This window comes from Phormidium sp. CCY1219 (genome assembly GCF_035615515.1).
GTDB lineage: Bacteria > Cyanobacteriota > Cyanobacteriia > Cyanobacteriales > Laspinemataceae > CCY1219.
Map to the genome: position 1 here is coordinate 1 of NZ_JAJENT010000935.1, position 6,380 is coordinate 6,380.

General features: G+C 48.1%; 5 protein-coding genes. 4 read left to right on the forward strand and 1 reads right to left on the reverse strand.

Annotated features, from left to right (window positions below):
• The coding region (locus LKK83_RS30520; protein WP_324635235.1) for a hypothetical protein at positions 1-189 on the forward strand (189 nt) is incomplete at its 5' end.
• A gap of 293 nt (positions 190-482) precedes the next feature.
• Positions 483-1,040: a hypothetical protein gene (locus LKK83_RS30525; RefSeq protein ID WP_324635236.1), complete on the forward strand. Its 558-nt coding sequence runs from the start codon at positions 483-485 to the stop codon at positions 1,038-1,040.
• 806 nt (positions 1,041-1,846) lie between these two features.
• On the opposite strand, the gene gyrB is transcribed toward LKK83_RS30525, so the two are convergent.
• On the reverse strand, positions 1,847-3,787 hold the full coding sequence (gene gyrB, locus LKK83_RS30530) for a DNA topoisomerase (ATP-hydrolyzing) subunit B (protein WP_324635237.1): 1,941 nt from the start codon (positions 3,785-3,787) through the stop codon (positions 1,847-1,849).
• 219 nt (positions 3,788-4,006) lie between these two features.
• On the opposite strand from gyrB, the gene miaA reads away from it, so the two are divergent.
• Both miaA and LKK83_RS30540 read left to right on the forward strand, forming a co-directional pair.
• The gene (miaA, locus tag LKK83_RS30535) at positions 4,007-4,948 is read left to right on the forward strand and encodes a tRNA (adenosine(37)-N6)-dimethylallyltransferase MiaA (RefSeq protein ID WP_324635238.1); all 942 of its coding nucleotides are present in this window, start codon (positions 4,007-4,009) and stop codon (positions 4,946-4,948) included.
• A 47-nt stretch (positions 4,949-4,995) separates the two neighbouring features.
• The gene (locus LKK83_RS30540; RefSeq protein WP_324635239.1) at positions 4,996-5,739 is read left to right on the forward strand and encodes a GDSL-type esterase/lipase family protein; all 744 of its coding nucleotides are present in this window, start codon (positions 4,996-4,998) and stop codon (positions 5,737-5,739) included.
• Positions 5,740-6,380 lie beyond the last annotated feature (641 nt).

The window sequence follows — 6,380 nt, forward strand, 5'->3', positions numbered from 1 at the left end:
GATGCAATGCATAACTTGCTTAAACGCCCTGCCTCCCCCCACGGCTTATCTCCATTCTATCACAACTTGCTGCCAAACATGGCAATTTTTTCCAGCGATCGCCTCTTTTCTCATATTGGTGAGGTAGAGGAATTTTTCACCTCGGAGGTACCGACAGGGTTGAGACAGAAACGGCTGCGGATCGCATAAAGAAAGAGACCTGCTACATTTCACCACCAACCCCCAGGGATGAAAAAACTGTACCGACAGGCGGAATAGTTGCGGAATAAACCATTAATCTTTAAAATAAGTGTTACCATTGACAGTTCTCTGGTTCCCGTCGGTGCGATCGCCCCAGGGGAAGCACTGTTTCCAGGGAGTACCCTGGAATCCTTCTCAATGTCGTTAACACTAAGACTCTCCGGAGTATTGATTTAAAAATCTTAACACTACAATATTAGACAGAGCCAATCTAAAAAATCACTTTTAGGAGCGCAACTATAATGACTCAACCGCAACCTTCTAATTCCAACTTAAACAGCACTAATTCAACCCCTACGAATGTTTTTTCCAATCCCCCAACAGGTTTAGACCCTCAAACTCGATACAAACTTGCAACAATTAGTGGAAACTTAAGCGATGAAGAACAGAGTTTGCTCGTTGCTTTAGAAGCAGAAGTCAAGGATAAACTATCTTTACTGTCGTATTTAACTGAACAAGTCCATCGAGAGCAAGAAATATACTGGAACCGCTTTCAAGGATTTGCTGCAATTCATGCTGGAGCATTTGTTATCGTAACATCCAATGTAATTAGAGAGAAGTTAATAGCAACTGTTATTGGCTTTACTTTAGCCCTAATATGGATTTATGTCCAATGGATCGGCCTTAAATATGTCGATCGCCCCAAACGTCTGTATCACTGGTATCGACGTTCGCTTGGAATGTTGTGGTTTTCTGAGCATAGCTTGCTTCAAAACTCTCAAATTTCAACAGGAATTTCTCAGACTTCGTGGCTGCAAAAATTGATTGACGGTATTCAGCGAGAATCGAAGTTTTCTTAAACAGATATGGGTGATATAGTGCCTTGGGGTATAGCCATATTATGGTTATCGGCATTGATTCAAACCTGCTTAGATTTAGTTATTTGATGAAACAAATTAACTAGAAATAGTTGAATTTGCGGACCAGTTGAATTTATTAGTAATCGTACTGCGATCGGTTGGATTCTGGAAGGACTATTAAGCTTAACACCTCACCAGTTCTCTAATTCCCCAGTTGCGATCGCCGATGCGGATGCGGGGAAATAACCCAGCGGGCGATCGCATCAAATTCCTTCCCAACCTGTCGGAACTGACAGTTATCCGATAAGCTGTTAAGCATTTACATTGGGTATATAGCAGTGTTCATATGGGTGAGGTGGAGGTTTTCACCGATGAGGTGCTTGGGGTAGAATGACAGAAACGGCATAATGCGACCCCGACAGCCAACCCGACTATTTTTAGGGTAGATTGGTTTATCATAACCGACCTCGCAATTGTCCAATTGTTTGTAGTTTTAATGAGAGGATAGCCGTTGGTTTTAGTGCGGAATTTTTCCGCCCTCTGTCGCTTGCGATTCTCGCCCAGCCAAAAGCGCAATTTCTCTGTATTGAGCCAATTCTAAATGCACTTGACCTTAATAATTTATATTCCACCTTCCGCCTTCAACCCCTGGGATATTTTTTTGCATTTTTTAACAATTGCGATAAATCTTTGAAGAAATTGGTCATTGGACAAATGACCAAGGACAAATGACCAATGACCAAGGACAAATGACCAAGGATAAAGGACCAATGACCAAGGACAAATGACCAACAACCAATAACCAATTAAATATCCAACTCGGTGATATTCAATTGCGGACCGTAGGTTTCGATGAATTCGCGGCGAGGGGCGACCCGATCGCCCATCAATACGGTAAAGATGCGATCGGCTTCTGCAGCATCTTCGATTTCCACTCGTTTGAGGGTGCGGCTTTCGGGATTCATGGTGGTTTCCCATAACTGAGTGGGCATCATTTCGCCCAAACCTTTAAACCGCTGGATGCTGTAATTAGCGTTAGCGGGGAATTCATTTCGCAGTAGGTTGTGGAGTTCGCGATCGCTGTAGCAGTAGTAATGATTGCGGCCCCGTTCCACCTTATAAAGCGGAGGACAAGCGATGTACACGAAACCGCGATCGACCAAAGCCCGTTGATAGCGGTAGAAAAAGGTCAACAGCAACGTCCGAATGTGCGCGCCATCCACATCCGCATCAGTCATCAAAATAATCCGGTGATAGCGCAGTTGCGACTCGTCGAATTCTTCTCCTTTCACCCCCAACCCAAGGGCTGCAATCAGGGCTTGGATTTCGTTGTTCTTATATATCTTGGTGTCGTCGGTTTTTTCGATATTGAGGATTTTCCCGCGCAAGGGCAAAATCGCTTGGAAGCGGCGATCGCGACCTTGTTTGGCACTTCCGCCTGCGGAATCCCCCTCAACGATATATATTTCGCTTTCGCTGGGGTCTTTCGTACTGCAATCCGCCAGTTTTCCGGGTAAGGGGGAAGACTCCAGAACCGACTTGCGGCGAACCAGTTCCCGCGCCCGTCGCGCCGCCTCGGCTGCATTATAAGCCTGCAATGCGCGTTCGATAATCGCATCGGCGATGCTGGGACGAAATTCCAGATATTCGGTGAGCACTTCGCCCACCAAAGAATCCACAATCCCGCGCACTTCGGTATTGCCTAACTTAGTTTTAGTTTGCCCTTCAAATTCGGGGTCGGGCACTTTCACGGAAATCACCGCCGTCAAGCCTTCGCGAACGTGTTCGCCTCCGAGGTTGGAGTCGTTCTCTTTCAGCTTGTTGCGCTTGCGGGCAATATTATTCATCGTCCGCGTCAAGACAGCTTTTAGTCCTTCTAAGTGGGTTCCGCCATCGATGGTGCGGATGTTGTTGGCAAACCCGAGGACGTTATCGGTGTAAGCGTCGGTACACCACTGTAAGGCGACTTCTACCTGTACGTCGCTGCGATCGCCGAACACGTAGATAATTTCTTCATGTAGCCCTTGCTTATCCCGGTTCATGTACTCCACATATTCGCGGATGCCACCTTCGTAGCAATAGCTTTCGACGCGCGGTTCGTCACCTTTGAGCAATTCCAGACGGTGGTCGGTAAAGGTAATTTTTACCCCGCCGTTCAAATAGGCCAGTTCTCGCAACCGCCCCGCGATGGTATTGTAATCAAACTCGGTGCCGGTGGTAAAAATCTCCGGATCTGGCTTGAAGCATACTGCTGTGCCGCTGCGGTTTTCTTTGATAGACTTGACCTGGAGTTCCCCTTTGGCAATCCCGCGTTCGTAGCGCTGGAAATGGACTTTCTTATCTCGCCAAACGGTCACTTCTACCCATTCGGATAAAGCGTTGACCACGGAAACGCCGACCCCGTGAAGGCCCCCGGACACTTTATAGCCGCCGCCGCCAAATTTTCCCCCGGCGTGCAATACCGTCATCACGGTTTCTAAGGCGGATTTACCGGTTTTGGAATGGGTGTCGGTGGGAATCCCTCGTCCGTCGTCTTGGACCTGACAAGTCCCATCTGGATTTAACTCGATCTCGATGTGGGTACAGTAGCCAGCCAGGGCCTCATCGATGGAGTTGTCCACCACTTCATACACGAGATGGTGGAGTCCTCGCGGGCCAGTGGACCCAATGTACATCCCCGGTCTTTTGCGAACCGCCTCGAGACCTTCAAGAACTTGTATCTGGTCGGCACTGTAATTGGTGGTCATACGAAAATAGCTCCATTAATCGGGCTTGTGCCCCTTGAAACGGTTAAAATACTAAAAACTGCAAAAATTATAACACAAAACGGTTATCAGCGATGATAGGGCAAAATGATGAGAAATTTTTTGGGGGGATGGAGGGGGCGAGGTGGTCGGGGGGAATCGGCAAGGGGCCGGGGAGGGTTTTGCGATCGTCAACTGAGGAATTATTAACCATTGCGCGCTATGTCTGCTTTAATTGTCATCTGTGGGGCGACGGCTACGGGAAAGTCGAGCCTGGGTATGGCGTTGGCTCAACGCCTCGGTTCGCCGCTCCTCAGTGCGGACTCCCGTCAGGTTTATCGCGAGTTCGATATCGGTACGGCTAAACCTACTGTGGCCGATCGCCAATTGGTGCCCCACTATCTGCTCGATTTGTGCGACCCCCGGGATTCCTTGACGGTTGCCGATTACCAACAACAAGCTAACGAATTGATTGCCAAATCTCAGGCGGCGGGTGAAGTGCCGTTGTTAGTCGGTGGAACGGGGCTTTATCTGAAAGCAGTGGTGAAGGGGTTAAAGATTCCCCGGGTGCCACCTAACCCGCAACTGCGATCGCAACTCGCCGCTTTGGGTCAACCCCACTGTTACGCCCTGTTGCAACAAGTGGATCCAGAATCCACCCAAAAAGTTCATCCCAATGACTCGGTGCGAACGTTACGGGCGCTAGAAGTATTTTACGTCACCGGATGCCCGATTTCCCACCAACAGGGGGAAAATCCGCCCAATTATCCGATTTTACACCTCGGGTTAGACTGCCCGCAGGTGGAAGCCTGCGATCGCCGCATCGCCCAGCGCACGAACCTCATGTTTGCTGCCGGTTTCGTCTCCGAAGTACAATATCTGTGTCAAAAATACGGTTCCGACTTGCCATTGCTCGACACCCTCGGTTATGCCGAAGTCAAGCAATATCTCGCGGGAAAAATCTCTCTGGAAGAGGCTAAAAACCTCACGGTTTTGCACACCCGCCAATTTGCCAAACGCCAGCGAACTTGGTTTCGCCGCTACCGGGAAATCGAATGGTTCGACCCCGACAGCCCGGATTTGCTAGAACGAGTTTGGCAGCGAGTTGGCGAGTTTCTCCACCGCACGGATGCCCTGCCAAAATCGGTAAAAAATGACCTTTGAGTTATCTTTTCATTCTCGCATAAACCCCAGCTATTTTCCTGTTTAAGATGAGGATTTTCAAGCATTCAAACGGCAAGTATTTCGCCTCCCTAACTCTCAATGTTTTATTCGCGATCGCCGGCATCATCTTCATCGCCCACAAAGGCGGAATTCCCTACCTCATGCAAAAACTGAATCTCGCCAGTGACCCCAATAGCGCCGCGAATTCCCGGGAAAACTACTATCGACATCGAACCAGCTTATTTAAACTTCTACCCAACTCCCCCAACCAGATTGTTTTCTTAGGAGATAGTCTCACCGATTCCGCAGAATGGCGAGAACTTTTGGGCAACCCGCACATCATCAACCGGGGAATTTATGGCGATACCACAACTAGCCTTCTCAACCGCATAGAAGTAGTAGTAGAAGGAAAACCAAGACAGATTTTTTTACTCATTGGCATTAACGATATCCACCGAGAAATTCCCTTAAAATTTATTGTAGAAAACTATCAACAAATTCTCGCTACCATTCGCGAGAAAAGTCCCGAGACTGACGTGGTGGTGCAAAGCGTATTGCCGATTAACAATCAAGAATTCACCCGCACCATGAGCAACGAAACGGTGAGGGAATTAAACGGGCAAATCAAAGCCCTAGCGGAACAATTCTCATATCGCTATATCGATTTATTTTCCAAATTTGCTGACCATCGGCAACAATTGAACCCGAAGTACACGGAAGACGGGGTTCACCTAAATGGGGAAGGATATTTAAACTGGAAAGAACAGATTGTCCCTTACCTACAGGAGTAGTAGGAAGAGGAGAGGGCGGGAGTTGGGCGATCGCCCAAGGTGCAACTGGTCGCCACAACAGCAGTTAAACCGGGAAAGGCTAACTTTTTTATAGCGTTTATCGGATTTATACGATCCGCAGTCGTTTCTGTCCCAACCTTGAGGTACACCTCCTCGGTGAAACTTTCCGTATCTTACCCAGAGGCTATCAGAACGCTATAACTATTCTGCTTATCGGTATAGTTTTTTTCCACTGATAGCATGGATGGTTGCGGAGGTGGAGAAATCACTGTGGCGCTGTCAGTACAGTTTTTTCCAGCCTTGGAGTGGTGGTGGGCAAAAAACTATTCTGCTTATCGGTACAGTTTTTTTCCACTGATGGCGTGGTGGTGGAGAAAGAACTATTCCGCTTATTCCAGCCTTGGAGTGGTGGCGGGAAAAACTATTCCGCTTATCGGTACAGTTTCTTTCCAGCCTTGGAGTGGTGGCGGAGAAAGAACTATTCCGCTTATTCCAGAGTTGGAGTGGTGGCGGCGAAAAAACTATTCCGCTTATCGGTATAGCTTCTTTCCACCGATAGGGTGATGGCGGCGAAAAAACTATTCCGCTTATCGGTACAGTTTCTTTCCAGTCTTGGAGTAGTGGTGGAGAAAGAACTATTC